26 protein-coding genes are annotated in these 25514 nt (G+C 64.6%); 21 read left to right on the forward strand and 5 right to left on the reverse strand.

Annotated features, from left to right (window positions below):
• Positions 1 to 10 precede the first annotated feature (10 nt).
• From KY379_RS05665 to KY379_RS05760, 20 genes are all read left to right on the forward strand, one after another.
• Complete coding sequence (locus KY379_RS05665) at positions 11 to 1990, forward strand: cytochrome D1 domain-containing protein (RefSeq protein ID WP_196171678.1); 1980 nt, start codon at positions 11 to 13, stop codon at positions 1988 to 1990.
• Positions 1987 to 2655: an SCO family protein gene (locus tag KY379_RS05670; RefSeq protein WP_133324139.1), complete on the forward strand. Its 669-nt coding sequence runs from the start codon at positions 1987 to 1989 to the stop codon at positions 2653 to 2655. Before KY379_RS05665 ends, KY379_RS05670 begins: the two co-directional genes overlap by 4 nt.
• Entirely contained in the window at positions 2652 to 3320 is a 669-nt protein-coding gene (locus KY379_RS05675) for an SCO family protein (protein WP_261239459.1), read from the forward strand. The genes KY379_RS05670 and KY379_RS05675 overlap by 4 nt, the downstream gene beginning before the upstream one ends.
• 41 nt (positions 3321 to 3361) lie before the next feature.
• Complete coding sequence (locus KY379_RS05680; RefSeq protein WP_409977262.1) at positions 3362 to 4867, forward strand: ABC transporter substrate-binding protein; 1506 nt, start codon at positions 3362 to 3364, stop codon at positions 4865 to 4867.
• A gap of 12 nt (positions 4868 to 4879) precedes the next feature.
• Positions 4880 to 5524: a SurA N-terminal domain-containing protein gene (locus tag KY379_RS05685; protein WP_261239458.1), complete on the forward strand. Its 645-nt coding sequence runs from the start codon at positions 4880 to 4882 to the stop codon at positions 5522 to 5524.
• Positions 5525 to 5763: 239 nt separating this feature from the next.
• Entirely contained in the window at positions 5764 to 6297 is a 534-nt protein-coding gene (locus KY379_RS05690) for a response regulator (RefSeq protein WP_165976025.1), read from the forward strand.
• Between the two features lie 60 nt (positions 6298 to 6357).
• Positions 6358 to 8049 (forward strand): GspE/PulE family protein, encoded by a 1692-nt coding sequence (locus KY379_RS05695; RefSeq protein ID WP_133324135.1) that lies wholly within the window; start codon positions 6358 to 6360, stop codon positions 8047 to 8049.
• Positions 8030 to 8824 carry a hypothetical protein gene (locus KY379_RS05700; RefSeq protein ID WP_133324134.1) on the forward strand — a complete coding sequence of 265 codons (795 nt, stop codon included), beginning with the start codon at positions 8030 to 8032 and terminating at the stop codon, positions 8822 to 8824. The genes KY379_RS05695 and KY379_RS05700 overlap by 20 nt, the downstream gene beginning before the upstream one ends.
• Before the next feature lies 1 nt (position 8825).
• On the forward strand, positions 8826 to 9368 hold the full coding sequence (locus tag KY379_RS05705; protein ID WP_196171683.1) for a pilus assembly protein: 543 nt from the start codon (positions 8826 to 8828) through the stop codon (positions 9366 to 9368).
• On the forward strand, positions 9355 to 9918 hold the full coding sequence (pilO, locus tag KY379_RS05710) for a type 4a pilus biogenesis protein PilO (protein ID WP_133324132.1): 564 nt from the start codon (positions 9355 to 9357) through the stop codon (positions 9916 to 9918). The genes KY379_RS05705 and pilO overlap by 14 nt, the downstream gene beginning before the upstream one ends.
• A complete protein-coding gene (locus KY379_RS05715) occupies positions 9918 to 10430 on the forward strand; it encodes a hypothetical protein (RefSeq protein ID WP_133324131.1) in 513 nt (170 codons plus the stop codon). The genes pilO and KY379_RS05715 overlap by 1 nt, the downstream gene beginning before the upstream one ends.
• Positions 10427 to 12289 (forward strand): secretin N-terminal domain-containing protein, encoded by a 1863-nt coding sequence (locus KY379_RS05720; protein WP_133324130.1) that lies wholly within the window; start codon positions 10427 to 10429, stop codon positions 12287 to 12289. Before KY379_RS05715 ends, KY379_RS05720 begins: the two co-directional genes overlap by 4 nt.
• On the forward strand, positions 12286 to 12759 hold the full coding sequence (locus KY379_RS05725; RefSeq protein WP_133324129.1) for a type II secretion system protein: 474 nt from the start codon (positions 12286 to 12288) through the stop codon (positions 12757 to 12759). The genes KY379_RS05720 and KY379_RS05725 overlap by 4 nt, the downstream gene beginning before the upstream one ends.
• A gap of 5 nt (positions 12760 to 12764) precedes the next feature.
• A complete protein-coding gene (locus tag KY379_RS05730) occupies positions 12765 to 13139 on the forward strand; it encodes a type II secretion system protein (protein WP_261239455.1) in 375 nt (124 codons plus the stop codon).
• Positions 13114 to 13641, forward strand: a complete 528-nt coding sequence (locus KY379_RS05735; protein WP_261239454.1) for a type II secretion system protein — start codon at positions 13114 to 13116, stop codon at positions 13639 to 13641. Before KY379_RS05730 ends, KY379_RS05735 begins: the two co-directional genes overlap by 26 nt.
• Positions 13638 to 14039 (forward strand): curli production assembly/transport protein CsgE, encoded by a 402-nt coding sequence (gene csgE, locus KY379_RS05740; protein ID WP_133324126.1) that lies wholly within the window; start codon positions 13638 to 13640, stop codon positions 14037 to 14039. Before KY379_RS05735 ends, csgE begins: the two co-directional genes overlap by 4 nt.
• Positions 14036 to 14449, forward strand: coding sequence for a curli assembly protein CsgF (locus tag KY379_RS05745; protein WP_133324125.1), 414 nt, complete (start codon positions 14036 to 14038; stop codon positions 14447 to 14449). The genes csgE and KY379_RS05745 overlap by 4 nt, the downstream gene beginning before the upstream one ends.
• 34 nt (positions 14450 to 14483) lie before the next feature.
• Complete coding sequence (locus tag KY379_RS05750; RefSeq protein WP_133324124.1) at positions 14484 to 15326, forward strand: CsgG/HfaB family protein; 843 nt, start codon at positions 14484 to 14486, stop codon at positions 15324 to 15326.
• Positions 15327 to 15835: 509 nt separating this feature from the next.
• A complete protein-coding gene (locus tag KY379_RS27250) occupies positions 15836 to 16054 on the forward strand; it encodes a hypothetical protein (RefSeq protein WP_306466420.1) in 219 nt (72 codons plus the stop codon).
• Between the two features lie 513 nt (positions 16055 to 16567).
• Positions 16568 to 16786 carry a hypothetical protein gene (locus KY379_RS05760; RefSeq protein ID WP_196171766.1) on the forward strand — a complete coding sequence of 73 codons (219 nt, stop codon included), beginning with the start codon at positions 16568 to 16570 and terminating at the stop codon, positions 16784 to 16786.
• A 115-nt stretch (positions 16787 to 16901) separates the two neighbouring features.
• Here the strand turns inward: KY379_RS05760 and alkB are convergent, their stop codons facing one another.
• The 5 genes from alkB to KY379_RS05785 all read right to left on the reverse strand — a co-directional run bounded on the left by alkB (position 16902) and on the right by KY379_RS05785 (position 23226).
• Positions 16902 to 17546 carry a DNA oxidative demethylase AlkB gene (alkB, locus tag KY379_RS05765; protein WP_261239473.1) on the reverse strand — a complete coding sequence of 215 codons (645 nt, stop codon included), beginning with the start codon at positions 17544 to 17546 and terminating at the stop codon, positions 16902 to 16904.
• 134 nt (positions 17547 to 17680) lie between these two features.
• On the reverse strand, positions 17681 to 19126 hold the full coding sequence (locus KY379_RS05770) for a curlin (protein WP_196171687.1): 1446 nt from the start codon (positions 19124 to 19126) through the stop codon (positions 17681 to 17683).
• Positions 19127 to 19142: 16 nt separating this feature from the next.
• The gene (locus tag KY379_RS05775) at positions 19143 to 19613 is read right to left on the reverse strand and encodes a curlin (RefSeq protein WP_133324119.1); all 471 of its coding nucleotides are present in this window, start codon (positions 19611 to 19613) and stop codon (positions 19143 to 19145) included.
• Between the two features lie 14 nt (positions 19614 to 19627).
• Positions 19628 to 21865: an Ig-like domain-containing protein gene (locus KY379_RS05780; protein WP_133324118.1), complete on the reverse strand. Its 2238-nt coding sequence runs from the start codon at positions 21863 to 21865 to the stop codon at positions 19628 to 19630.
• 32 nt (positions 21866 to 21897) lie between these two features.
• On the reverse strand, positions 21898 to 23226 hold the full coding sequence (locus KY379_RS05785; RefSeq protein WP_196171689.1) for a hypothetical protein: 1329 nt from the start codon (positions 23224 to 23226) through the stop codon (positions 21898 to 21900).
• A 377-nt stretch (positions 23227 to 23603) separates the two neighbouring features.
• On the opposite strand from KY379_RS05785, the gene KY379_RS05790 reads away from it, so the two are divergent.
• Positions 23604 to 25514, forward strand: coding sequence for a sigma-54-dependent Fis family transcriptional regulator (locus tag KY379_RS05790; RefSeq protein ID WP_261239451.1), 1911 nt, complete (start codon positions 23604 to 23606; stop codon positions 25512 to 25514).

The raw sequence follows: 25514 nt of genomic DNA on the forward strand, positions 1-25514 counted from the left end.
GAACGCGAGCATGAACAAGAAGACTCGCCCGGCGTACCTGGGGATGTTGTTGGGGGTGGCGCTGATCGGCCTAGGGGTGGCCTACGAAAAGCTCTGGTGCGACCCACGCGAGCTGTTGCAGGCGCCTGAGGATCCGCAGGCGCTGCATCGGCTCAGCCGGGATGGCCTGACCGTGGAGTTCGAGGCTCGACCCCTGGCGGGCAAGGTGTTGCGCGAGGGCGATTTCGCCAATATCCGCTTCAAGGTCAGCGATCAGGCCAGCGGCCAGCCGCTCTCCGGCATGGCGCCAGGAGCATGGATCGACCCGGCGCAAGCGGCGCCGCAGGCGGGCAGCCGTGACCAGAGCTGCAAAGCCCGGGTGGCGTTGTTTCTCAAGAGCAGCATCGGCGCACGGCCATTGCTGGACCTCAACAGTTACTTCCTGCTGGTGCTGAACAAGGACGCCAGTCTGACAGTGATCGACCCGACGGTGTCGGTGGGTGGCGTCACCAGCACCCTGGCGCGAATCGAACTGCCCGGTCAGCCAATGGACTGGGCCGCCACCAGTGACGACAAACAGGTGTTCGTGTCGATTCCCGAGCGCGGCAAGGTGGCGGTGATCGACACCGAAACCTTCACCCGCGTGGCCGACCTGGATGCCGGGGCGTACCCGCTGCGCGTGGCCCTGCAACCGAACCAGCACCGGTTGTGGGTCGGCAACAACAGCGACGATCCCGCCAAGAGTGGCGTTACCGTGATCGACGTGCCAGGGCGCACCACCCTCAAGACCTTCGCCACCGGCAGCGGGCATCACGAAATCGCCTTCAGTGGCGACTCGCGCTATGCCTTTGTCAGCAACCGCGACAGCGGCACCCTGAGCATCATCGACATCCCCGAGATGCGCCTGCTCAAGTCCATACCGGTAGGGCCGCATCCGCTTTCGGTCGCGTATTCGGCCCTTTCCGAGGCGGTGTACGTGGCCGATGGTCGGGAGGGTACGGTACGGGTGTTCGACGCCCGCAGCCACCAGCTGCGCCATATCGTCAAGGCTGAACAAGGCCTTGGACCGATGAGCTTCAGCCAGGACGGGCGCTATGGTATCGCTCTGAACACCTTGGAGAACCAGGCGCTGGTCATCGATGCCAGCACCGACCGGGTGATCCACCGCATCCCGGTGGCGGCCGAGCCCTACCAACTGGTGTTCACCCAAGCCTACGCCTATGTGCGCGGTCTGGCTTCGCCCAGGGTCAGCATGATCAACCTGAGCAGCCTCGGCGAAGGTCGTCAGCCCATCGTCCAGGGTTTCGAGGCTGGCCCCGCTGCGCCGCGCCAGGCCGGTGACCTGCCACTGGCCCAGGGCCTCTCGGTGTCGCGCGATGACAATTCGGTGTTCGTGGTCAACCCGGTGGATAACAACACCTACTTCTATGCCGAAGGCATGAATGCGCCGATGTCCAGCTACAACAACCGCGGCTATCAGGCCCGTGCGGCGATCGTCGTCGACCGCAGCCTGCGCGAGGTGGCACCGGGGGTGTATGGCTCGACGGTGAAGATGCCGGCGGCCGGTACCTTCGACGTGGCGTTTCTGCTCAACCAACCGCAGATCATCCATTGCTTCAGCACCGAGGTGGCCGCGGTATCGGATGCAGCAGGGCGGCGCGGCGGCCATGCCGAGTTCATCGGCATGGACAAACCCCTGGCGCAACACAGCACCTTCACCGCCCGCGTGCGCATCGTCGGTGCCGATGGGCAACCCCGGGCGGGCCTTCGCGATCTGCACCTGCGCTACTTCCTGGCGCCCTCGTCGATGCCCCGCGAGTTGCCGCTGGAGGAGGTCGAAACGGGGGTTTATCAGGTCGCGCTGACCTTGAACGACCCCGGCGCTTGGTACCTGCACGTGCAGTCGCCTTCGCTGGGGCGCAAGTTCGCCGAAGAAAACTACACCAGCCTGCGTGTGCTGCCGGCATCAGCCTCTAGCGCCGAACCCAGTGAAATCAGGAGTGTGCGATGAACATCAAGCCTGCTAGCAAGCTGCTGTCTCTGAGCCTGACCTTGCCGCTGTTGCTGTCCGCCCAGCTGGCATTCGCCCATGCCGGGCACGACCACACCGGCGGCGCGCCGCAGCCGCCGGCATTGCACCAGGAAAAGGCCAACGTACGCTTCGCCGATGTGTCGCTGCTCGACCAGGACGGCATGCCGGTACGCCTGGAAAAAGAGTTGGTGGGTGATCGGCTGGTGGTCATGGGCTTCATCTATACCAGCTGTACCACGGTGTGCCCGGTGGTCTCCTCGATCATGGGCAAGGTGCAGCAGCAACTGGGCGGTCGCGTAGGGGATGACGTCCAGCTGGTGTCGATCAGCGTCGATCCGCAACGCGATGACGCCAAGCGCTTGCAAGCCTATGCCAGAACCTTCCAGCACGGGCCTGGCTGGCGTTGGCTGACCGGCTCGCCCTACGCCATCACCGAAACCCTGAAAGGCCTCGGTAGCTTCAACGCCGACCTGAGTCAGCATCCGCCACTGATCCTTGTCGGCGACGGGCGCACGGGGCATTGGACCCGCTATTACGGTTTCACCGACCCGGCAGTGCTGGTCGAGGAGATCAATCGCCTCAGCGCCCGCCGAGTGCATGCCAAGAGCACCGCCATCGCCGAACACAACGAGGTGCAACCATGAACAGCACGACCGGCCGTACCACCTTGAGCGGCAGTGATTGGCTGGCCCTGGTGGCTTGCCTGTGGATCCTCAGTGCGGTGGCCTTCGCCCATGAGGGCCATGCACCTCAAGCGGTCGCGCCCAGCCCGCAGCCCGCGCCGCCGGCGATCACCCGGGGCGGCGGCACCCACGATGCCCAGGCTTGGTTCACCGACACCGTGCTCAAGGATCAGAACGGTCGCGAGGTGCGTTTCTACAGCGACGTGCTCAAGGACAAGGTGGTGATGCTCAACGTGATCTTCACCCACTGTACCGATGCCTGCCCGCTGATCACCCGCAAGCTGCGCGAAGTCCGCGAGGCGATGGGCCCGGCGCTGGCCGAACAGGTGACGTTCGTGTCGATCAGCAGCGACCCGCTCAACGATACCCCGCAGGTGCTCAAGGCTTTTGCCCAACAGCAGGGCGTCGATGGCCCCAACTGGCTGTTCCTCACGGGTGACAAGGAAAGTATCGATCTGGTGCTGGGTCGCATTGGCCAATTCTTGCCGAGCCCCGAACAGCATTCGACTCAATTGATCGCCGGGGACGTGGCGGGCAAGCGCTGGAGCAAGATTCGCCCGGATGCACCGCCTGTGGCGATCGCCCAGCGCATGCAGCTGCTGGCACAACCTCTGGCAGGGCGGTGATTGCCATGGGCATGCAGGCGGCGGTGACCCTGCCAGCACTGATGATGGGCCTTTGTCTGGCGCTGGGGGTTCCAGCCCAGGCCCTGGAACTGACACCGAACGAGCTGGCCGGCAAGCGCCTTTTTCGTCAGGGTATCTCCAGCAGCGACGTGCAGTTGCAGGCGCGCGTGGGCGTCAGCGACATGAGCGTGCCGGCTTCCGTGCTGCCTTGCGCCTGCTGTCATGGCAGCGATGGCCGGGGCCGTGCCGAAGGTGGGGTACGCCCGCCCAGCCTCGACTGGCAACGCTTGGCGCTCGGCCAGGACGAGCGTGAAGTCAATGGTCGCCGTTATCCCGCCTACCGGGAGAGCACGCTGGCCCGGGCCATCCAACAAGGCATCGACCCGGCCGGCAATCGCCTGGACCCGGCCATGCCACGCTTCGAGCTGACCCTGGCCGACCAACGCAACCTGACGGCCTACCTCAAGCGCCTGGCCGATGAGCGCGACCCGGGCGTGGAGGAGGGCGTGCTGCGCCTTGGCACCTTGCTCCCGAGCCAGGGTCCCATGGCCAGGCTCGGGCAGGTCGTGCGGGCGGTGTTGGAGGACGGCCTGGCCCAACTCAACCAGCACGGCGGTATCCACGGACGCCAGCTGCAGCTGGTGGTACTGGACCCCGGTGAAACCCAAGCCAGCGCCGAGCAGGCCCTGAACCGCCTGATCGGCGAGCAGCGGGCCTTCGCCTTGGTGGCCCCGATCGCCCCGATGCTCGATGAACGTCTTGCGCAGGTGCTGGAAACCCAGGCGGTACCGCTGGTCGGCAGTGCTCCGCCGGGCGCCAGCAGCGCGCAGATCTTCGATCCGATGCCTGCGCTACCGACCCAGTTGCTGAGCCTGGCGACCTATGCCCGTGAGGGCCTCGGCCTGGCAGAGGACGGCCTGCGCGTGGTGTATGCCGGCCTCGACCAGGCGGACCTTGCCGAACAGGTGCGGTCGCGCCTGCAAGCCCAGGGCTGGTCGGTGGCGCCGGTGACGATGTTCGACGGCCAGCCAGTAGAGACCCAGGGCATCGTCTTCCTCGGGCGCGCCCAAGCGTTTTCCGAGCTGGCGGCGAGCTTGCAGGCAGCCGGTCATCAGCCTTACCTGTTGGCGGCTTCAAGCCAGGTCGCGGGCGCGCTCTCAGGGCTGGCCGAGCCATGGTCGCAGCGGGTACTGCTGGCGTATCCCTATGTACCCGGTGACTGGACCGAGCAGGGCCTGGCGAGCCTGGCGGGCCTGCAGCAACGCCAGGGCCTGGATCGGCGCGAGGCAGCCTTGCAGGTCAACACCTTGTGCGCCTTGCGCCTGCTGACCGAGGCGCTCAAGCAAATCGGTCGCGACGCCAGTCGCGAGCGCCTGGTCAGCGCCTTGGAAGGCTTGCACGACATTGATACGGGGTTAACGCCTGCGCTGGCGTTCGGCCCGGGGCGTCGGGAGGCGCTGGCCGGTGCCCATGTCGTGAGCGTGTCGTTGCCTGGCCCGCGTTTCACGTCCATCCCCCCCTACCGTCGAGTGCCGGATGCCCGGTGAATGGAGGTTGCCATGCGGAGTCTGATGATGTGCCTGTTGCTGCTGGTGTCCGCAGCTGGTTGCGCCGAGGAAGTCGCCGTAGCCCGGGTCAATGGCGTGGAAATCGGCCTGTTGCGCCTGGAGCGTTACTTCAGTGAATACCTCGACGCCCAGGGGCGGGCCCTGGGCAGTATCCGTAACCCGACGTTGTACAAGCGTTTGCGCGACCAAGCCCTGGACGAGCTGATCGACAAGGAATTACTTTGGCAGGAGGCCCAGCGCCAGGGTATCAGCGTCAGCGATGAACAGGTCGGGGCGCAGGTCGGCCAAGTGGAGGCCGCGTTCGGTAGCCCGGCGATTTTCGAACGGAAGCTGGCGCAAGCAGGCTTCACTCGGGCAGAGTACGCTGACTATACCCGCCATGAGTTGGCTGCCCAGCAGGTCTACGCGCAACTCAGCGAGGTCGCCGAACCTACACAGGCGGACGTGGAAGCCTTTTATCAGGTCAATTGGGACAGGTTGCAAGGAATGCAGAACCAAAGTGATAACGCTTCTGTCATAACAGAACAGGGTCTGGCGCTGGCCAGGGCCGCGCTCATCGGTCAATTACAGGGCCAGGCACGTCAGGCGGTGCGCCAACGTTTGCGCCAATCCGCTACAGTGGAGGTTGCCGATTGAGCCCGCCGTCATGGATTGCCCCACTAATGGGGAATCGCGGTTTGGCAATGTGCCATCAGCTCCCCCGGATGTGGGGAACGGGGTGCTGGCGTGCGACAAAGACTCTGAGTAAAACGATAAGAATCAATCAGTTGCAAGTGATGTGCGATGACTATTCATGCCTGGCACGAAGCCTGCTCAAGCCTCTACAAGGCCGCACTTCGCAGATCGGGTAACCGGGAAGTTCTTGGGAGTGGGCCTTGGTGAACAGAGTATTGGTAGTCGATGACGAACAGACCCTTGCGCAGAATCTGCAAGCGTATCTGCAGGCGCAAGGCCTGGAAGTTGATGTCGCCCACGAGGGGGCCAGTGGTATCAGCCTGGCTGAGACGCTGGCACCGGATGTCATTGTGCTGGATTACCGTTTGCCCGACATGGAGGGTTTTCAGGTCCTCGAGACCGTGCGCAGGAGCAGGCAGTGCCATTTCGTGCTGATCACCGCTCACCCGACCGCCGAGGTCCGTGAGCGGGCCGCCGAACTGGGTGTCAGCCATGTCCTGTTCAAGCCGTTCCCCATGGTGGAACTGGCCCGCGCAGTCTTCGACCTGATGGGCATCGAGCATCAGCGCAGGGCCACGGACAACCCGGCCGAAGGGTTCGTCGAACGACGCCAGACCAGGAACGAATCGTTCCCCCTGCAGCTGTTCGATGGTAGCTGGGTCCTGGCCGACCGCCGCCGTAATGGCGGCAAGCCCCCTGGACCTGACGACGACCAACTGCTCACTGGGGAATAGCGGCGCCCGCAGCCCTGACCGAGCCAGCCTGCGACGCGCCCCTGAGCGGAGTCGCAGGCCATGTCCGAAGTCCTTCCACGCAGTGTTTCGGCCCAGCAGTTGTCCGGCTACCCCCGTGAGCTGTTGGCCCAGGCCCGCCTGCAAGCCGCCGACGAACGCCTGCTCAGCTGCCTGGAACGGCTGGCAGCCGACACTCCCGACACCTTCACTCACCGTCTGGGCGCCACCCTGCATTACCCCGTGCTCGATAGCCAGACCCTGCTGTGCAGCACGCCGTGCTTCGACAAGGTCAGCCTGGCCCAGTGCCTGAAGCGCGAATTCATTCTGGTCGAACAGGCCGGGCAGGTGCTCGGTGTGTTCGCCGACCCCTTCGACCACGCCCGCCTGGCCTGGATCGACGACGTGCTGCAAGGCGCGCCGCTGTACCTGGCCCACGCCGCCGACATCGCCACTTTTCTGGCCCGTCACGAAGAAAGCTTCCATGCCGTCGATGCACTCGACCACGACGCCGAGAGCGGGAGCGAAAGCGACCCCCTGCAGCGTCTGTCGCTGACCAGCATCAGCGAGGATCAGAGCCGCGTTGTCAAGCTGGTCAATTCGACGCTGTACGACGCGCTCAAGCAGCACGCCAGCGACATCCACCTAGGCATGACCGGACAGGGGCTGACCATCAAGTACCGCATCGACGGCGTGCTCAACGCCGCCGGCAAGGCCAGTGGCAGTGCCTTCGCCGACCAGGTGATCTCGCGGATCAAGGTCATGGCCGAACTCGACATTGGCGAGAAGCGTGTGCCCCAGGATGGCCGGTTCAAGGTAGCCGTGGGCGATCGCCAGATCGATTTTCGGGTTTCGATCATGCCCAGCATCTTCGGCGAAGACGCCGTCCTGCGGGTGCTCGACAAGCAGGACCTGTCCGATCGTGTCAGTGGTGTGCAATTGCAGGCCCTGGGCTTTGCCGAGCATACCCTCAAGGCCCTGCGCCGGCTCGCCGCCGAGCCCTACGGCATGATCTTGGTCACCGGCCCCACCGGCAGCGGCAAGACCACCACCCTGTACGCCATGATCAGCGAGATCAACCACGGCGTGGACAAGATCATCACCATCGAGGACCCGGTCGAGTACCAACTGCCCGGGGTGCTGCAGATTCCGGTCAACGAGAAGAAAGGCCTGACTTTCGCCCGAGGCCTGCGCTCGATCCTGCGCCATGACCCGGACAAGATCCTGGTCGGTGAGATCCGTGACCCGGACACCGCCCAGATCGCCGTGCAGTCGGCGCTCACCGGCCACCTGGTATTCACCACCATCCACGCCAACAACGTCTTCGATGTCATCGGCCGCTTCAGCCAGATGCAGGTCGATCCCTACAGCTTCGTTTCGGCGCTCAACGCCGTGCTCGCCCAGCGCCTGATCCGCCTGGCCTGCCCGCACTGCTGTACGCCCTGCGAAGTCGATGACGAGACTTTGACCGCCTCGGGCCTGACCCGCGAAGCGGTCGCCGGCTGGTCCTTCGTTCGCGCCCAAGGCTGTGGCCAATGCCGCGGCAGTGGCTATCGCGGACGCAGCGCCATCGCCGAACTGCTTCACCTGGACGACGACCTGCGGCAAATGATCGTCGAACGCCGCCCCCTGTCGCAGATCAAGTCGCTGGCCTGCCAGCGCGGCCTGCGTCTGCTGCGAGCCTCGGCCCTGGACTTGGTCCGCGAGGGTCGCACCACGCTTGAGGAGATCAACCGTGTCACATTTATCGCTTGATCGTGGCGCTTACCAATACAGCGCCGTACTGGGTGCCGAGGGCGTCGGTCTTGGGCTCTGGCATCACCACCGCCATCAGTGGCTGGGCAGCCGCGCATTTACCTGTGATGCCGGGCAACCGGCCTGGGAAACCGCGCTGCAGGCACTCGCCGAGCTGCTCGGCGAGCATGGAGTACGCCGTGGCCAGTTGCGGGTATTGCTGTCGGCCCGCTACAGCCGCTTCTGCCTGGTACCCTGGAGCGATGCCATCGGCCAGCCAGGTGAGCTGCAGGCCTATGCCCGCGGCTGCTTCGAGAACCTCTACGGCCAGCCCTTGGATGACTGGCGTATCGTGCTTTCGCCAGAGGCTGCCGGTGCCGCGCGTATCGCCACGGCAGTGCCCGAGGCGCTGTTGCAAGGCCTGCAGGCGCTGGGCCGGGAAAGCCACCTGCGCCTGCGTTCGGTGCAGCCTTATCTGATGGCGGCCTACAACCGCTGCTCGGCGCAGGTCGAGGAGGGCGACTTCCTCTTCGTGCTCGCCGAGCCACGCCGCAGCGTGCTCCTGCTCGCCGCCGGAGGGGTTTGGCAGCAGGTACTGGCCCAGGGAAGCGCGGACACCGACCAGGCCTTGCAGGCGCTCATCGAGCGTACCTGCGAGCTGTATGGCGATCACCTGCCGCGGGTCTATCTGCATGCGCCCGGCCGCCGCGACATGGCGCAACTGGCGGCGGTGCAGCTGTGCCAACCGGCGGCTGACAGCGACCCGCTGTGCGCCATGTGGCGGGCGGTGGCCTGAAATGCGCCGCCTTGACCTGGAGTTCCAGCCTCGACGCAGCGGGCCCTTGGCCTGGGCGCTGTTGGCCCTGGCGGGTGCCGGGCTAGTAGCGCTGATCCTGCTGCAGCAGCGCCTGCAGGCCGAGCAAGTCGCCCTGGAGGACCGTGTCCATGGCCTGGAGACGCAGTTGGGCCGGCGTCCAGCCACCGCCGCGCCGCAAAGCAGCGCAGCCAGCCGGGAACAGGCCGAGCAGTTGGCGCAGATGCGCAATGTCTCCCAACAACTGCAACGGCCCTGGCAGCAACTGTTCGCCATGCTCGAAGCGCAGCCCCAGGAAGACGTGGCGCTGCTCAGCCTCACCCCGGACGCACGCAAGGGCCAGATCCGCATCGCCGCCGAGGCGCGCAACCTCGAGGCCATGCTGGCCTATCACCAACGCCTGGAACGCAGCGCCGAGCTGAGTGACGTGTCGCTGCTCAACCATGAAGTGATGGCCAGCCAGCCCGAGCATCCCGTGCGCTTCACTCTCACCGCCACCTGGGAGACCCGCCATGCGCGTCCCTGATTCGTTGAACAGTCTGATTCTGCTCGAGCAGTTGCACCGGGTCGGCCCGGTCGGACTGGGTGCCGTCGCCGTTGCCACCTTGGCCTTGGGCGTGGCGTTGGCTGGAGTGCTGCCGCAGTGGCAGGCGGTGCGCGAACTGCGTGCCAGCGAGGCCGATGCCAGCGCCCAGGTGGAACGGGTCAAACGCGGCGAACTGAAGGTCGCCGTCAAGCCCGAACAACAGGCCCTGGACAACTTGCGCCAGCAGTTGCCCGGGCAGCCTGAGGCCAGCGAACTGATCGAGCGGCTCTACCACCTGGCCAGTGCCGAGCACATCAGCCTGGCCCGCGGCGAGTACGCACTGGGTGTCGATCCCAAGACCCAGCTGGCGCGTTATCAGATCGTGCTGCCGGTACGCGGCAGCTACCCGCAGATTCGCGGCTTCCTGCGCGGGCTGATCGGGCAGTTGCCGACCCTGGTCCTGGAGGATCTGGAGTTGCAACGCAAACGCATCGGTGACCGGGAACTCAATGGCCGCCTGCGCATGACCCTCTACCTGTCGAGGTCGTGATGAACACTCAACGAGTCCTGATGTGGGGCGGCTTCCTTGGCCTCAGCGCGGCACTGGCATGGGCGCCTGGGCATTGGTTTGGCAAAGGGCAGGAGGTGGCCCTGTTCGCGGGTAAACCCGCTCCTACAGGTGAGGCGTCGTCTGTAGCGGGTTCATCGGTGCGGCAAACCGCCGCGAATGGGCCGCAACAGGCCGCTCGCGATCTCTTCCCAGCCCAGCAATGGAGCAAACCCCAAACCCTGGCCACGGTCACCGAACAGCCGGTGGTGGTTGCGCCGCCCGTCGCGGTCGCACCGTCTGCGCCCTTGCTGCCATTCCAGTTCGTCGGCCGCATGGGCGACCGCGACGACCTGCAGATCTTTTTGCAAAGCGGCGAAAAGCTCTACGTCGTGCGCCAGGGCGACGTGATCGACGACACCTACCGCCTCGACAGAGTCTCGGCCAATGAGCTGGACCTGGTTTACCTGCCTTTGCATCAGTCACAGACCTTGTCTGTAGGGAGCGCACCATGAAGTCATCGAAGTCGTGCAGGACTGCTCCGTTCGTGCTCCTGGCGCTGTGTGCGGCGATTGCCGGCTGCGGCTCCAGTGCGGTCCGCGAGGACAGTGCCGAGTTGATCAAGGAAGGCCAGTACGAGGCCGGCATCGCCCGCCTCGAAGAGGCCCTGCGCGAAGACCCGCGCGACACCGAGCTCAACATCGCCCTGGCCCACGGCCGTCAGGCCGCGGTCGAGGCCCTGTTGACCCAGGCCGACAGCGACCGCATTCGCCACGACTTCGCCGGCGCCCGGATGGGCTATGGCCGGGTGCTGACCATCGAGCCGAACAACCGCCGCGCCCAGGAAGGCATCCGTCAGCTGGAACTGATGCGCACCCTCGACGAACGCGTGGCCCTGGGCCAGGCGGCGCTGCGTCAGGGCGACCTGTTCGGTGCCGAGCGCTACATGCGCGAAGTGCTGCGCCTGGACCCACAGAATCAGAAAGGCATGATGCTGCGCAGTGACATCGAGAACGTCCAGGCGCGCACCGCGCAGCCGTTTCCGCAACTGCGCAGCAAGCTCGAACGCCCGGTCACCTTGGAGTTCCGCGATGCCGGCCTGAAAACCATCTTCGAAGTGCTGTCCCAGGTCGCCGGCATCAACTTCATCTTCGACAAGGACCTGCGCCCCGACATGAAAGCCACCATCTTCGTGCGCGACGTGCGCATCGAGGACGCCGTGGCGCTGCTGCTGGAACAGAACCAGCTGCGCCAGAAGATCGTCAATGACAACACCCTGCTGATCTATCCCGATTCGCCGCAAAAGACCAAGGACTACCAGGAACTGGTCATGCGCACCTTCTACCTCACCAGCATCGACGCCAACACCGCGCTGAACATGGTCAAGACCATGCTCAAGACCCGCGATGTGTTCGTCGACGAGCGTCTCAACACCCTCACCATGCGTGACACCCTCGACGCCGTGCGCATGGCCGAGAAACTGCTGCAGTCCCAGGACCAGTCCAACCCCGAGGTGGTGCTGGAGGTGGAGGTGATGGAGGTCGCCACCCAGCGCATCCTCGACCTTGGCCTGCAGTGGCCGAACACCTTCGGCGTACTCACTTCCGATGGTCAATCGGTCAGCGTGCTCGATCAACTGCGCGGCATCGACTCCAGCCGCATCAGCATCTCGCCGGCTCCGCAAGCCAAGATCAACGCTCAGGACAAGGACATCAACACCCTGGCCAGCCCGGTGATCCGCGTCAGCAACCGCGAGCAGGCGCGCATCCACATCGGCCAGCGGGTGCCGATCATCAGCGCCACCTCGGTGCCCTCGACCCAAGGGCCGGTGATCACCGAAAGCGTCACCTACCTGGATGTCGGTCTCAAACTTGAAGTCCAACCGACCGTGCACCTGAACAACGAGGTGGCGATCAAGGTCGCGTTGGAAGTCAGCAACGCCACCCCCCTCGAAGCCACCCGTCAGGGCACCATCCCGGTTCAGGTCGATACCCGCAACGCCCAGACCAGCCTGCGCCTGCATGACGGCGAAACCCAGGTCCTGGCCGGCTTGGTGCGCAATGATCACAACGCCAGCGGCAACAAGATCCCGGGATTGGGCGACATCCCTGGCCTGGGTCGGCTGTTCGGCAGCAACAAGGACGACATGAGCAAGTCCGAGCTGGTGCTGGCGATCACCCCACGCATCGTGCGCAACTTGCCGTACCAGAGCCCGTCGGACATGGAGTTCGCAACCGGTACCGAGTCGAGCCTGCAGGTGCGCCAGGTGGCGCCGTTGCCCGTGCGTGACGTGCCCAGCGACGAGCATGACAACGCTCCGGTGGTCGACAGCCAGATGGCCGTGGTCCCGGCCCCCGTGAGTCCACGTCCATGAAACGGGCACAACGCGGTTTCAGCCTGATCGAAGTGGTGCTGACCCTGGCACTGCTCGGGCTGCTCGCCAGCATGGCCGCACCGCTGACCGAGACCGTGGTGCGCCGTGGCAAGGAACAACAGTTGCGCGAGGCGCTGTACCAGATCCGCGATGCCATCGATGCCTACAAGCGCGCGTTCGATGCCGGTTTCATCGAAAAGCGCCTCAATGCCAGCGGCTACCCGCCGAACCTGCAAGTGCTGGTCGATGGGGTTCGCGATGTCCGCAGCGCCAAGGGCGCCAAGTTCTACTTCCTGCGGCGTATACCCCACGATCCACTGCTGGCGGCCAAGGACGACGACCAGGGCGGCTGGGGCCTGCGCGCCTACGACAGCGAAGCGGACAACCCTCGCGAAGGCGAAGACGTGTTCGACGTGTACTCCAAGGCCCGTGGCAAAGGCCTCAACAATATTCCCTACGGGCAATGGTGACGGCCATGAAACGCAGCCGAGGCTTCACCCTGATCGAGTTGCTGGTGGTCATGGCGATCATCGCCACCCTGATGACCATCGCCATGCCGCGCTACTTCAGCAGTCTGGAAAGCTCCCGCGAGGCCACCTTGCGCCAGAGCCTGGCGGTGTTGCGTGAAGCGCTGGACCACTACTACGGCGACACCGGGCAGTATCCCGAATCGCTTGAGCAACTGGTGGAACGGCGCTACCTGCGCAACACCCCGGTGGATCCGATCACCGAGCGCAGCGACGCCTGGCAACTGGTGCCTCCGCCAGAGGGCGTGGCCGGCGGGGTGGCCGATATCAAGAGCGGTGCAACCGGGAGGGCGCGTGATGGCAGCCTCTATGCAGAGTGGTAAGGCCTGCGCCGGGTTCACCTACCTGGGCGTGTTGTTGCTGATCGCAGTCAGCAGTGTGGCCCTCGCCGCCAGTGGCACTCTCTGGAGCAGCGTCGCCCAGCGTGAGCACGAGCGCCAGCTGCTGTGGGTCGGCGGCCAGTACGCCCAGGCTCTGCGCCGCTACTACCGGGCCTCGCCGGGGTTGGCCCAGTACCCGCAGGAGCTCACCGATCTGCTGGTCGACAATCGTTTTCCCGAGGCCCGCCGGCACATCCGCAGGCTCTACCCGGATCCGATCACCGGCAGCGACGAATGGGGTGTGGTACGTGCCATCGATGGGCGTATCACTGGTGTCCACAGCCGCTCGGATGCGACCCCGTTCAAACGCAGCGGCTTCGACAGCCAATGGTCGGGGTTCGAAGGCCTGGAGCATTACAGTGACTGGCAATTCGTCGCCGAACAGGCCTTCGCCGCCAGCGCTGCCGACGCCCAGAGCCACAGCCGCAGTGGAGATGCACCATGAGCCGCCTGGTGATCCTGACTCTGGCCCTGGCTCTGCTGGTGCCGCTGCCGAGCCGCGCACAGGAAAACGGCGAGAGCGAGATGATGGGGTTCATCGTCGACAATACCATTTCGCACATCGGTCATGACTTCTACTACTACTTCGCCGACCGCCTGCGCGCGACCAGCCGCCTGGACTTCAACCTGGTGGTGCGCGAGCGCCCCGACGCCCGCTGGGGCAGCCTGGTGACCGTGGAGTACGAGCGCGACGTGCTGTACCGCCGCTTCCTGCCCCCCAACACCACCGAACTCAAAGACGAGGCCACCGCGGCCGCCGACCTGGTCAAGCAACAGATCATCCAGCGCAAGCTGCAACGCCTGCTGCAAGACACCACCGATCTGGAGAGGGACGAGCTATGAACACCTGCATTCCCCGCTGCATCGCTGCCTGCCTGCTGGCCACCGCGTGTGCGAGTCAGGCGACCGAGCTGGTGTACACCCCGGTCAACCCGGCCTTCGGTGGCAACCCGCTCAATGGCACGTGGCTGCTCAACAACGCCCAGGCCCAGAACGACTATGACGACCCCGACCTCAAGGACCGCTCCTCGGCATTCTCCGGCACGACTGCCTTGGAGCGTTTCAGCAACCAGTTGGAGTCGAGGATGTTGTCGCAGTTGCTGGACAACATCAGCAATGGCCAGACCGGGAGCATGGCGACCGATTCGTTTCTGATCGACGTGATCGACGACTCGGGTGCCCTGAGCATCAAGGTCACCGACCGGGCGACCGGGGAAATCTCGATCATCGAGGTCAGCGGCCTGAACCCCTGAGAGGGACTGGCCAGTTTTTTGGGGAGAGAACACCATGAAACGTCTGCTGAGCACCCTGCTGATCCTCGCCACCCTGCAAGGTTGCGGCCTGCGTGAGCCAATGCCGGCCGAGCAGGATTCGGAAACGCCTACCCTGACGCCGCGAGCCTCGACCTACTACGACCTGATCAATATGCCACGCCCCAAAGGTCGCCTGATGGCCGTGGTGTACGGCTTCCGTGACCAGACCGGGCAGTACAAGCCGACTCCGGCCAGCTCGTTCTCCACCAGCGTCACCCAGGGTGCGGCGAGCATGCTGATGGACGCCTTGAGTGCCAGTGGCTGGTTCGTGGTGCTGGAGCGTGAAGGGCTGCAGAACCTGCTGACCGAGCGCAAGATCATTCGCGCCTCGCAGAAGAAGCCCGACGTGCCTGAGAACATCATGGGCGAGCTACCGCCGCTGCAGGCGGCCAACCTGATGCTCGAAGGCGGCATCATCGCTTATGACACCAACGTGCGCAGCGGCGGGGAGGGCGCTCGCTACCTGGGCATCGACATCTCCCGCGAATACCGGGTCGATCAGGTGACGGTCAACCTGCGTGCGGTGGATGTGCGCACCGGGCAGGTGCTGGCCAACGTGATGACCAGCAAGACCATTTATTCGGTGGGCCGTAGCGCTGGGGTGTTCAAGTTCATCGAGTTCAAGAAGCTGCTGGAAGCGGAGGTCGGCTACACCACCAACGAGCCGGCGCAACTGTGCGTGCTTTCGGCCATCGAGGCGGCGGTGGGGCACCTGCTGGCTCAGGGGATCGAAAGGCGGTTGTGGCAGGTGGCGGGGGATACGGCAGATGGCAAGGCCACGGTGGACAAGTACCTGAGCCAGTACCAGCAAGAGTAGAGGGGCGACGGTTGCCTGCACCGCCCCATTCGCGGCCCGCTCCCACAGGTTCACCGCACGTTTAAAGAGTGCGCAGTACTTGTGGGAGCGGGCTTGCCCGGGAATGGGCCGAGAGCGACGCCGGAAATGTCTCTATCGAAATCCTTACCTTGAAACGCCTGGCCGACATGGGTAGTCTTTCCCGGCTGTTGCAAATTCAGCAGCCGGGTTTGGTAGCCCGCGATCAATCAAGGCGCATAAGCGCCCCCATTGCTATACAGTCGGCGCTTTTTTTGTGTCCGCTGTTTCGTTTTATGGCGGCTGTGCGTAGGGCGCCTTCGTGCGCGCCGGTTTCCTTGATTCCCGGTCTACCAACCTGCGTACAGCCGTCACCCATTCGTTTGGTAGCGATCTGTGGCGGCTCCATTGAATCAAGGAGCGACACAATGACAAAAGGCTTACCGGACCCTCCGAGCCGCGCCACCACCGTTTCTTCCGACTTCGGCAACTGTGAATGCAGTCATCCAGCGCTGTTCGCGGTGCGTTCGGGTGTGGATTTCGAGGATGCGCTGGTGCATTTATCCACGCTGCTCAAGGGCGCATTCGCCGCCAACCTGAAGGCGATGGAACTGGCTTCGGGCACCTGCCGTGACCTGCTGCTCGCGAATGATCACAGTCTGGATGCGGCGAAGGCTGTGATCGAAGCATTACTCGATGGGGTTGAACTGCAGCAGGTGGGCAGCCGCTGAGTTCACTGTTGCCTGTACTGGCCCTTTCGCGGGCAAGCCAGCTCCCACAAGTTCACCGCACGTTTGAAAGGGAGCGTAGTACTTGTGGGAGCGGGCTTGTCCCGCGAAAGGGCCGAGAGCGACGACGGAAATGTCTCTATCGAAATCCTTACCTTGAAACGCCTGGCCGACATGGGTAGTCTTTCCCGGCTGCTGCAAATTCAGCAGCCGGGTTTGGTCACCCGCAACTAATCAAGGCGCACAAGCGCCCCCATTGCGATACAGTCGGCGCTTTTTTTGTGTCCGCTGTCTCGTTCTATGGCGGCTGTGCGTGGGGCGCCTTCGTGCGCGCCGGTTTCCTTGATTCCCGGTTGACCAACCCGCGTACAGTCGCCTCCCATTCGTTTGGTCACGTTGTGTGGCGGCTCCATTGAATCAAGGAGCGACACAATGACAAAAGGCTTACCGGACCCTCCGAGCCGCGCCACCACCGTTTCTTCCGACTTCGGCAACTGTGAATGCAGTCATCCAGCGCTGTTCGCGGTGCGTTCGGGTGTGGATTTCGAGGATGCGCTGGTGCATTTATCCACGCTGCTCAAGGGCGCATTCGCCGCCAACCTGAAAGCGATGGAACTGGCTTCGGGCACCTGCCGTGACCTGCTGCTCGCGAATGATCACAGTCTGGATGCGGCGAAGGCTGTGATCGAAGCATTACTCGATGGGGTTGAACTGCAGCAGGTGGGCGGCCGCTGAGTTCATTGTTGCCTGCACTGGCCCTTTCGCGGGGCAAGCCCGCTCCCACAAAAAGGGAGCGTAGTACTTGTGGGAGCGGGCTTGTCCCGCGAATGGGCCGATGCAACCACAGCACTCACCCCGCCTTGCGCAGCGTCAGGTTGATCCGCCGCTCACCCATCCTCGGGTGCACACCGGGCTTGATCGGCAATACCCCATGAAAGCGCAACCGATCCTCGCCGCCCCAGACCAGCACGTCGCCATGGCTCAGCGGGATGCGCCGGGTGCGGTCTGAGCGTTGCAACCCGCCGAACAGGAATACCGCCGGCAATCCCAGTGAAATCGACACGATGGGTTGGCCGAAATCACGTTCGTCCTGATCCTGGTGCAGGCTCAGGCGAGTGCCGGGCAAATAGTGGTTGACCAGGCAGGCATCAGGCACGAAACCCTCGAACCCGGCCGCCGCAGCAGCGCGCCCGGCGAGATCGAGCAGTACCTGGGGCAGGGCGGGCCAAGGCTTGCCGCTGGCAGGATCGGTGGGACTATAGCGGTAGCCGCGTTCGTCACTGACCCAACCCAATTCACCGCAGTTGGTCAGTGCCACCGCCATGTGCAGGCCCCCGGGCGTGCGCATGTGCCGGAACGGCGCGACGCGCAGTACCGGGCGCAAGGCATCGAGCAATGGCTCGATCTCGGCCAAGGCGAAGCCGGACAGCAGCACGGTATGGCTGGCCAGGCGTTGCGGCTGGCTGCCGAACAGGTCGAGGTCGGACTGGATCATGGCGCAAGTGCAGTGCAGTGGGGTCAGCCATTGTAAGGCCTTCACACCCTTCCTTGTGTGTGGGGTAGATGAAAGGAAAGAAAAAGGGACCGCGGCGCCAGGGAGAGAATGCGTCGCGATCCAAGGGGAGAGGTTTACTGCTGGGTCACAGTCGCCATGTTGCCGTTGCCCTGCTGGGTAATGCTGGCGCTCTGGGCGTAGCCGCTCTGATCGACGGTCGCCTTGTTGTAGTTGCCGCCCTGGACCACGGTGGCGAGGTTGGCGCCATCGGTCTGGGTGATGGTGGCCTCGTTGCCGCTACCGTACAGCTGGTAGGTGAAGCTTTGGTTGGCATAGCCGGACTGATCCAGGGTGATCACGTTGGCAGTGCCCTGGGTGGAGCCATAGGCATACTGGTCGGTACCCCGTTGGTCGGCGACGAGGATGTTGTCGCTCCCGTTCTGCTCGAAATACAGCTCGTTGTTGCTATCGGCCTGGTTGGTCTGGGTCGAGTTGTTGGTGCCTTTCTGGCTCAATTGCGCTTTGTGCATGGCGCCTTCCTGGGTCAGGTTGGCTTTGTTTCCGGTACCGCGCTGATTGATCACGGCTGTCTGGCTTTCGCCGAACTGGCCGCCGAGTTTGTCGCCTTTCCAGTTGCTGGCCATGACCTGGTTACCATTGCCCTGGGTGGTCACGGTCAGGCTGTGATTGTCACCTTCCTGATAGGTGAAGCTGAGGTTGTTGTTACCGCCCTGGGAGATGGTCACGGTGGCATTGTTGGTCTCGTACTGATCCGACCAGCTGGCGTTGGCATTGCCGTGCTGATAGAGGCTGGCCATGTTGGCCTGGCCGAAACTCTGATCGATGTAGCCTTCGTTGTTGTTGACGTTCTGATCGACGCTGGCGGTGCTGCCGATCTGGTTGTCCTGCCAGACCTCGACCGAGTTGCCGGCGCCGTACTGGTCTATGCCGATGGTGCCCCCGAGGCCGTCGCGCTGGTCGCCATAGGCCCAGTTGCCTTGGCCCTCCTGGTAGATCTGCACGTTGCCATCGGTATAAGCCAGGTGCTCGGCTGCAGCATAGTTGTCGGCACCGCTCTGGGTCACAGCGCTGTTGTTGTTGGTGCCACCGAATTGTTGTTCGACGAACGCTTCGTTGCGGTCGCCGTACTGCGTGGTGGTAGCCTGGCTACCCATCTCGCTGTCCTGCCAGATCGTCGAGGCGTTGCCGTTCCCTTGCTGGGTCTGGGTGGCCTGGTTTTCCATGCCGAAGGATTGGCCGGTGAAGGCGTCGTTGAACTCGCCTTTGGCGGTCTGGGTGATGGTGCTGCCATTCTCCGTCCATTGCTCGGCGTAACCGGCGTTGTAGGAGCCGGTGGCACTTTGCTTGACGTCACTGGTGCTTTCGATCTGCACGGCCAGATGATTGTTACCCAGGCCCGACTGAGTCTGGGTGGCCGAGGCGTATGGTGCCAGCGTCTGCTGGACTTCGGCGATGTTTTCGGTACCGGTCTGGGACTGGTTCGAGGTGCTGTCGTCAGCCATGACCTGGCCGGCCAAGGCCAGGACGATAGCGGCACTGAGAGGGGCGAGCTTGAACATGGTGGAGCCTCCAGGTCTATCGGTATTGGGTGATCTGAACGTGCTGGCCATTGCCGGCTTGGGTCACGGCGCTGGTAAGCCCCGTGCCGGCCTGCTCGATGCTGGCGCTGTTGTTGTTGCCGATCTGCTCGATCGAGGCGCTGTTGCCACTGCCGCTCTGACGGATCGACGCGCTGTTGCCGTATCCCTGCTGGTTGACGCTGGCCATCAGGTCCGAACCCTCCTGCAGGATGTACGCTTCCTGTGCCCCCCCGGCCTGGACGATGCGGCCCAGCAAGGCCTGGCCGTTCTGGTCGAGGGCGGCGCGGTTGCCGTCACCCTGCTGCTCGATCACCGCCAACTGGCCGGCACCAACCGGCAACAGGCGGATGATCACCGGCTCACCCAGGTCGCTGCCGGCGGCGAGGTCGGCGTTGTCCATCAGGTCGTCGGCCCAGGCCTGGCCAGTGAGGGACAGGCAGAGCAGCAAGGGTGACAGGCGGTTCATGACGTTCTCCTGGCTTACTGCACGACCACGTTGATGGTGCGCGTGGTGCCTTGGCTGGTGGTCACGGTGGCCGTCGGGTTGGCGGTCGGGATCACCGTGGTGCTGTTGCTCACCGCAAGACGCCAGCGGCCTGTCACCGGTACCGCGACACTGCCCAGGGTCACCAAGCCGCTCTGGGTGGTCACCTGGATGGTGACGGTGTTACCCGTGGTCACCGACGAGGTACCGCTGAAGTCCCAGTTGAAGCGGTTGTTGGAGCGTGCCGTGACCGTGGCGGTGGTGATCGCCAGGGTTTCCGCCGCCGGGCGTGGCGAGACGTTGACCGTGACCGTTGCCGGTGCCGAGAGCGCGCCGAGCGTGTCACGTGCGACATAGGTGAAGGTCGTGGTGAACGCCGTGGTGACGGTGGTCGGCGGCGTGTAGGTGACCGTCGTGCCATCGGTGCTGACCGTGCCACGGCCTGCGGCTGGCTGTACCAGGTTGACCACGGTCAGCGGCACGTTGCCCTCAGGGTCGGTGTCGTTGGCCAATACGTTGATGGTCAGAGGCACGCCCAGGGTGGCAGCGGTATCAGGGTTGGCAGTGGGTGCCTGGTTGGGCGCGACGTTGATGGTCACGGTGGCAGGTTCCGACTTCAGCCCCTTGGCATCCATGGCCCGGTAGCTGAAGGTGGCGACCACAGGTTGCGTGGCATTGGCTGGCGGTGTGTAGACCACCGAGGTGCTGCCATTGAGTACCACGCCACCGAGGCCGGTGCCTGGCTGGGTGAGGTCGGTGATGGTCAGCGGTACATTGCCGTCCGGATCGCTGTCGTTTTGCAGCAGGTTCAGGGTCAGTGGGACGCCGACGCTGGTGCTGCCGGTGTCAGCTTGGGCCAGGGGGGGTTGGTTATCGGGTTCGATGGGCGCACTGCCGACCACGGTCACTGGCTCCACATCGCTGCCGCCGCGGCTCGACTTCACCGTGATGCTTGCCGGAGGCTGGGTGAGGTCGGCGACCGTGAGGGTCTGCAAGGTGCCGGACTTGGACAGGCGACCATAGCCTTGGGCGACCATGTCCGGGATCAGCACTTCGTCGCTGGAGCGGGCCTCGATCACCAGGCGCTTGTTGGCCCAGTCATAACGAGCGGTACTGATCTTGACCACATCTGAAAGCTTGCTGGAAATGGCAGTCGGCTGGGTCTGCAGGTCGCTTCCCGTGGCGGTCACCACGACCACCGAAGGCGGCTCGGACTGGCTCAGCTGTTGGCTGAAGAAGCGTCCTTCGTGGTCAGTGTCCAAGGTGAACTGGCAGGGCGAGGGTGGCGAGCCGATCAAGGCCAAGCCACTGCGCATGCACACGCTGGCATCGCTGGGGGCCTTGGCGAACACCTCGATGCGGGTACCGGTGCCGGTACGCGAGTAGGTGGCACGCTGGATCGACGCTGGCAGCTGCGGGCGCTGGTCGAGGACCTTGCCGGAAACGGTGAACTGGTCGGTGAAGATTTCACCCGCCGGGCCCTGGATGCGGATGAAGTTGGTGCCGAATGGGCTCCCCAGTACGCGTTCGGTGCGGTTGGGGTCACCGATGAAGGTATCGGTGGTGCCGGTGTCCGGGTTGATCGCGGTGTAGGGCGCGCCTTCGCCCTTCAGGAATGGGCCCAGGGCACCGTTGAGCGCGCCGGTGAAGACCCCAGGCGCGCCGATGCCGATGTCGCGGGTGATGTTGATCGCCCGCCGACCAGGCGTGGTGACGTTGACCGTCTCGACGCCATAGGGGTGGGTGATGGTGTATACGCCAGCGGTCGGGACCGAGACACGGATGCGAATCCGGGCGAAGCTTTGCTGGTCGCCGTCCACCGGGTTCTCCGAGGCGAACGCCGCTTCCAGGCCGGCCACATAGGCATCGAGCTCATAGCCGCTGTTGCCCACCGCGGGAATGGTCGCCTCGGCCAGGAACCAGAACATCTCCGGCGGCCAGTTGTCCGGGAACACCAGCGGCAAGGTGTCGTCGTAGACGCCCGGCTCCGGCAGCAGCGTGCACATGTAGGCGGGTGCGCCCGGTGCGCCGGCGACCAAGGTACTCACCGCGCGTGATCGGCACAGCTCCAGTGACGTACCGCCGGTTTCCAGGTCTTGATACCACAGCGGATAGCCCCCTGTGGCGAAGGTGTATGGGCCCGGATCGACATCGTACAGCGCAGCCCAGGCCGCACTGGTCAGGGAAAGAGAGAAACCGGCGGCGAACAGCGCACGGCGTGGCCAAGTGTTCATGCTGCCTCCTTGAAGGCTGAGCCTTTGTCTGTTCATGGCACCAGCACCACGTCTTCGATATCGCTACCGCCGTGGGTGCTGGTGACGCGCACCTGGGCTGGCGGTAGAGGTGTGATCGATTGGTTGAGCGTTTTCACTGGGCCGTCGCCGATGAGGTCACCGATTGGCACGCCGTCTGCGCTCTGGGCAGTGAAGGCCGGCGGGTCGGTTTCATCACTGCTGCTGGCTACCAGGCTGAGAGTGCCGGTTGCCAGGCTGTACTCGGCACGTGTGATGCTGACCAGATCGGTCAGCGGTAGGGCGGCCTCGGTGGCTTGGCTGGTCGCAATGGCCAGGCTGTTGTCGGCATTGATCAGAACGGTGGTGGGCAATGCCGGGCTCAGTGCCGACTGGGCGTACCAGGTGCCGGTGCCGTTGGCCTCGGTCAGCGCCAGGTTCGGCGTCTGGCTGGTCAGGGTGACAGTGGCGGGCGGCGGAGGTGCCAAAACGAAAATGTCTTGCTGGGCGAGCAGGTCGCCATTCTCGGTGCGCCGGGAGTAGGTGCTGCGCAGGGGAATCAGCGGGGTAGGGCGCGCTACCTCGGAGAGCTTCCCGGAGATCGCGAACAGATCGGTACGCAGGTCCAGGCCATTGGGGCCTTCGATGCGTACGAAGTTGGTGTTGAACGGGCTGCCTGTGACCGCCTCGTTCAAGTTGGGGTCGCCGATGAAGCGCTCCCCGGCTTCGGTGTAAGGGCCGTTGACGCTGCGCAGGAACGGCCCGACGTCACCCTTGAGCGCGCCGCTGAAGTCGCCCGCTGCGCCGATGCCGATATCGCGGGTCATATTGATCGCGCGGCGACCACCGGCAGGGACGTCGAACACTTCGACGCCGTAGGGGTGGGTGATGACGTAGGTGCCGGCGGTCGGCACATCGACACGAATGCGCACACGGGCGAAGCTGACCTGGTCGCCTTCGACCGGATCTCCCGAGGCGAATGCCGCTTCGATCGCGCTGCCATAGCTCAGGTCGATCCCGCGCGCCGCATCGACGATGGCGGCGTCGGCGGTGAACCAGAAGGCTTCATCGGGGAAGTTGCCGGGGAACGCGATGGGCTGGGTGTCATCGAAGACGCCGGGTGTCGGCAGCAGCGTGCACATGTAGGAAGGCGCTCCAGGAGCACCTGCGACCCTGGAACTGACGGCTTTGCTCAGGCACAGGTCCAAGGTGCGCCCATGACTGTCTTGATACCAGGCAGGGAAGTTGCCATGGTCTGAGGTGTATTCACCCGGGTCGACTGCGTACAGCGCAGCGTGTGCCGGGACCTGGAGCAGGCCGGCGACGATCGCCAGTGCCAGCGGGTGAAGTTTCGGTCGGTGCATGAGTCGATACCTCCTGCAAACGGGCCCATGGGACTTGGGGCGTCTGCAGGGACATCGGCAACAGCCGTGCCAAGTTTGGGAAGAATGTCTGCAAGCCTTGTGGCACAGCGCTTTCAGGAGGGAGGATGCGATTTCGCGGTGGGCGGTGTTCCCCAGGTTTGGGTGGGTGGTGGGGCTGAAAGGGGCTCGATTCTGGTGGTGTGGTGGAGCGCAGATCGAGCGCCGCTCGCGATGCGCCGCGCGGGCGGCGCCCGGTATATGCCACCCCGCTGAACCCAAGCCGAACACCTCGACGCCCATCAATTTCTCCCGCACACTGCGGAAAAAATACCAAGCACGCAGCCCCCAACCGAAAGGGGCCACAGCTGGAGCGAGAGATGGCGCGGCAACTCCCCACAACGAACGCCCAAGATCCTCTGCATCGGTCCCGGCAGGCGCGATTGCGCCTGGCCAGTGAGGGCGAATTGCCGTTGGGCGTGCTGCGCGATGAGATCGACGCCTCCTGGCGGCGTAGCCTCGGCCATGGCCTGGATTGCCTGCAAGGCGAACAGCTCGGTACGACCCTGGCCCAACGCCATGACTTGCGCCAATTGCTCGAGCAAAACCGCCTGCTGGTCGACGCCGTCACCCCCGAGCTCGATTACCTGGTCGCGCGCCAAGGCAAGGCCGGCATCGTCATCCTCGGCGATGCCCAGGCCAACCTGCTGGCCATCGAGGGGCAGACCCAGGTCCTCGACCGTGAAGGCCTGCGCGACCTGCACCCTGGTAGTTGCTGGAGCGAGTCACTGCGCGGTACCAATGCCATCGGCACCGCTGTAGTGGAAGGCCGGCCCACGCTGATCGACTGCGGCGAACACTACCTCGACCGGCTCAGCCCGTTCTCCTGTACCTCGGTGCCGCTGCGCGACCCCAGTGGCCAGGTGATCGGCGTGCTCGACATCACCCGCGAAGGAGCCCTGGGCCAGCCCCAGGACAGCCTGTCGATGCTGATGCTGGCCGCTGGCAACATCGAAAGCCGGATGTTCGGCCTGTGCTACCCGGAACACCTGGTGCTGGCCTTCCATAGCCGACCGCAATACCTCAACAGCGCCTGGCACGGTCTGCTCGCGTTGACCCTCGATGGCGAAGTGCTGGCGGCGAACGACAATGCCTGCCAGTTGCTGCAGATCGCCCGCCAGGACCTGCTGGGAAGGCGGAGCAGCGACTTGCTCGGCGAGCGTTCCCCAGCCTTTATCGCTCGCCTGTGGCAGGGTGGCACGAGCAGCGTGCACACGGCCCGGGGCGAGTTCTTCTTCCGCGCCCTGCAGCTACCGCGCCATAGCCAGATCCCAGGCGCGGCGGTGGCCAAGCCGACGCCTTCGGCCAAATCGCCGGCGCTCGACGCGCTGGCCGGTGGCGATGCGCGATTGGCGCGCAGTCTGCGCATGGCCCGGCAGGGGCTGGGCAACGGCCTGCCGGTGCTGCTTCTGGGCGAAACCGGCACCGGCAAGGAAGTGGTCGCCCGCGCCCTGCACCAGGCCAGCCAGCGCGCCGACAAGGCCTTCGTCGCAGTCAACTGCGCGGCGATTCCCGAAGGGCTGATCGAGTCCGAGCTGTTCGGCTACCGCGACGGCGCCTTTACCGGTTCCCGTCGCGGCGGCATGGTCGGGCGGTTGATGCAGGCCCATGGCGGTACGTTGTTCCTCGACGAGATCGGTGACATGCCGTTGGCGTTGCAGGCGCGGTTGTTGCGCGTGCTGCAGGAGCGCCGGGTGGCGCCGCTGGGCGCCGGCGAGGAACAGGACATCGACGTGGCGCTGATCTGCGCCACCCACCGCGACCTCAAGCGCCTGGTCAATGAGCAACACTTTCGCGAAGACCTCTACTACCGCGTCAACGGCGTATCGTTGCGCCTGCCGGCGCTGCGCGAACGCGAGGACCTGGTGGCCATCGTCCAGGGGGTGCTGGAGCGCTTCGGGGCAGGCAGCGTGACCCTCGACCCCGCCTTGGCGGCCTTGCTCGAAGGCTTCGACTGGCCGGGCAACATCCGCCAGCTGGAAATGGTCGTGCGCACCGCCCTGGCCATGCGCGAGGAGGACGAGCCGGTGCTGACCCTCGATCACCTGACCGACTGTCTGCTCGATGAGCTGACCTGTGGCAGTTCACCTTCGGGTAGCCTCAAGGACAACGAGCTGGAAATGATCCGCAGTGCATTGGCGCGCCATCAGGGCAACGTCACGGCCGCCGCCGAGGCGCTCGGCATCAGCCGGGCGACCCTGTATCGCAAGCTCAAACAGTTGCGCGGCTGA

Source organism: Pseudomonas sp. HD6422, assembly GCF_025377065.1.
Classification (GTDB): Bacteria; Pseudomonadota; Gammaproteobacteria; order Pseudomonadales; family Pseudomonadaceae; genus Aquipseudomonas; species Aquipseudomonas putida_U.